Here is a 3452-nt window from a genome sequence, read left to right as displayed (position 1 = left end):
GTTCGAGAAGTAACTCGTACCTATCTAGCTAAAGTTAGTGGAAGTGGGGGAAATGATATGGGGCTTGGTCAGCATGAAGTTACAGTACTTGTAACTGCTGGCTTTACTCCCCTAGAACAAATTAACGGGCAAGCAGTACCGCAATCAGATTTCTATGCATTAGGGCGAACGCTAGCATATTTAGTAACTGGAATTCGTGTACTCGACCTGCCAACAGACCCAAACACAACAAGACTTATCTGGAGAAATAAAGCACGACACATTGAAAAACCCTTTGCAGATTTGCTAGATGATTTGATGGCTCCGGCACCAGCGAAGCGTCCACTATCTACACAAGCCCTTTTGCATGGTTTGGAGCAATTACCATTTAAATCAAAACTTCATCGTGTAATCACATCGAGTTCATTTCAGGTGGGTGCGGTTGTTTTAGCGGCTTTAACTGTTACTGGCTTGTTCTATATATCTCTCCCTTTTATAGCTAATTATTATCTAAATCAAGCTAAAAAAGCTTACCAAGAAAATCGTTTGATAGATGCTCAAGGAAATTTTCAAACAGCGATTAACTTAAATTCTGAACTATCCCCTATAGTAGCAGATTATTTTTTAGAACAAGGTAAGAAAGCTTACAATGAAAACAAATTGGTGGATGCTGAAAATAATTTTCGGATAGCAGTTAAATACCAAGCTGATTTGACTTATTCAATCTCCAGTTTCTATCTTGGTCTAGGATTTCGCAACAAGGACGATCCTCAGCTTGCTAGAAATAATTACGAACTAGCTATAAAATATAATCCTAAAGATGATAGTGCTTATAATAATTTAGCAGTAGTATGTCAGCAATTACAAGATTATACTTGCGTAAGTAATACTTATGAAAAAATTTTTAAATTAAAGCCTAATAAATGGGAGTCACACTACGGGTTAGGATTTTTTTATGATGGACAAGGTAAATATGATTTAGCTGAGAAGCAATATAAATTAGCTATTAAAAGTAGTAATGAAGCTATATTTGCTATTGCAGCTTTATCAAGATTGAAGAATAAAAGTGGTGATTATAATACCGCTGTTACTTTAGCTTTACAAGGTTTAAGTAAAACTGAGAATAGGGAGTTACAAGCTTCGTTCTACAAAGATTTGGGCTGGTCAAGATTAATGCAAAATAGATTGAGTGAGTCCAAAAAATATTTGGAAAAAGCGATTGATTTAGATGGTCAGAGAATAGATGCTTACTGCCTATTATCTCAAATCCAAGAAGCTTTAGGTAAAAATGATGATGCTAGAATTTCTATAGCAGCATGCATTTTAGGTAAATCTGGTCTGCCGGAAGTTATTATATGGAGAGAAGATTTACTAGATCGTATTCTCAAAAAGTGATAATCTGCTAATCAGTGATATAAATAGCAAGAGAAAGTGAGAACTAGTAGAAAAATTATTGTATTGTCCTGCTTGAGCATCCTTCTGATTAAAGATGCGCCACTTTTGGCCAGCGTACCTCTTATAAGAGTAACAAGAAATCAGGTTCGCTGTAACCCGCCACTTGGAAGAGTAATGAATAAAGGAGACAAACGTTTTGAGCCAGGAAGTTTAGTTTGTCAGGGAGAGCGATTAGAAGTTTTGAATGGTGGTTATGTAAAATTCTTATGCCTGAGTTCAGGAAATATTTTAGATTTATCAAGTGGAGCTATTCCTTCTGATAAATGTACAATAACTGATACATCTAGTTCTAGTTGCAATCCAAGTAATATAGATGTCTGCTTAATCCGAAAAGGTGGAACAGGAGAAGAGGATGAGCCTAAAATTATTTATCCTTATACCAGTTCATTAATGAAAACTCGACCAGACATAGCTTGGCGTTCTGTTCCAGGTGCTACTTCTTATAAAGTGAGAGTAAAAGGGTATGAGTTTGAATGGGAAAAAACTGTAGATAAAAATAGAATTACTTACCCTCCAGAAGAAAAAGAATTAGCATTTGATCAAGCATTCAATATCTCTATTATCGCTTATAGAAAAGATTCTCCTCCCACTGCGGATTCGTTTGTAGTAAACTTGTTTTCTGAGCAGGAAATTAAACGGGTTTTAGATATAGTAAAGCAAATCAATTCTCTAGGTTTACCTCAAGATGAAGCTGTTCTTGACATAGATGCTGTATATGCATTTAGAGGTTTCTTGGATGAAAGCCTTGAAATATTAAATAAGGCAGTCAGGGCAGGTAGTAAAAATCCGACCATTTATAGAGTATTAGGTGAGCGCTATTTTGAAGCAGGTTTACCAGACGAAGCTAAACGCCAATATTTGACTGCATCTGAATTAGCGAAAAAAAATAACAATTCATCTGAGTTTAAAAAAGTGGAAGAGGGGTTAAAAATAATAGATTTTTACAACCAACTACCAACGATTAAAAAGGGTGCCCAGTAGTAAGGATGAGCATATTTAGGATTTGTCATTAATGCTAATTGCGCCTGTCTTAACGCCTCTGCTTTAGTTAAACCCTTTCTTAATCCTTTGTAAAATTCTTCCATCAGTTCAACAGTGGAGTTTGCTTCTACTAACCATAAGGTTGCTACTGTACTTCTTGCTCCTGCTTGTACTGCAACTCCAGCAATTCCTAAAGCTGATCTTTTATTACCCTTAGCGGTTTGACAGGCGCTTAAAACTAACAACTCAATTATATCAGAACTAGCTTGAGTTTTATTTCTTAGTAAGCTGTCAAACTCTCTAATATTAATTTGTCGATCATAAGCTAAAAATCCTGTACGTATAAGTTTAGAGCTAAATTGTCCATGAGTACTAATGTGAACAATAGGAAAATTTTCTTCACTTATTCTCTGCCCAAAGTTAGAACTAGTAAATTCTTTATCTAATAATATAAGTGAAGAATTAGTTAGTTTTCTGACATCTTCTGCTTCTTGTTTTGCTTGGGGTAAAGCTTCTGCTCCTGGAGGAGCATTTGAATCTGTCAAGCTGGGACTGGGTATAGACAGAGCAGCGATGAAAGCTTTCATCTGATCTTGTTGTAAAAGCTTAGGCATTCGGACTCTAGAACCCAAAGTTTCTGAAAAGCTATAGTGCTTCACTAAATAATCTTTCCCGTCATGCAGCAAGTTCATTGGCAGACTTTGGAAAGATTTATCTAAAATAAAGATTAATGTACCGGAGTCAGGCAAATATTTTTTTAAAGGTGCAATTAACTCTTTATATAGCACTTGATAATGTGAAGTAATTATATGTTCCTTAGTATAAACGAGTTTTTCATCTTGTAGAATTTCTAACAAGGTGTTGACATGAGTTCTAACTAATTTTGAATCAACGGAGTGGTGATGAGGGGAGTTGCCTGGAGATTGAACAATTACTTCTATCCTATTGTTCAAATCAATAATGTGAATTATTGCTGGGGTGTCATCCAATTTTTGAAGCTGATTTAAAGCAACAAGGTCGAGTTTGCCGCATTTGAG

General features: G+C 35.6%; 3 protein-coding genes. 2 read left to right on the top strand and 1 reads right to left on the bottom strand.

The features are described from left to right. Together RRG12_RS41915 and RRG12_RS41910 are read left to right on the top strand one after the other, a co-directional pair. Positions 1-1374 (top strand): protein kinase (locus RRG12_RS41915; protein WP_420763210.1); only part of this gene is annotated, 1374 nt, incomplete at its 5' end. A 174-nt stretch (positions 1375-1548) separates the two neighbouring features. Beyond that, positions 1549-2415: a tetratricopeptide repeat protein gene (locus RRG12_RS41910; RefSeq protein ID WP_420762906.1), complete on the top strand. Its 867-nt coding sequence runs from the start codon at positions 1549-1551 to the stop codon at positions 2413-2415. Here RRG12_RS41910 and RRG12_RS41905 read toward each other — a convergent pair. Then, positions 2376-3452, bottom strand: a 1077-nt coding sequence (locus tag RRG12_RS41905) for a CHAT domain-containing protein (protein WP_420763209.1), incomplete at its 5' end; no start/stop codon positions are given. The genes RRG12_RS41910 and RRG12_RS41905 overlap by 40 nt on opposite strands.

It is taken from the genome of Nostoc sp. CALU 546, from assembly GCF_048836525.1.
This window is presented reverse-complemented; position numbering and strand designations above follow the sequence as displayed.

Bases quoted from the DNA above. Each gene is read 5' to 3' on its own strand.
- RRG12_RS41910 (WP_420762906.1), top strand. From the start codon at position 1,549: ATGAATAAAGGAGACAAACGTTTTGAGCCAGGAAGTTTAGTTTGTCAG.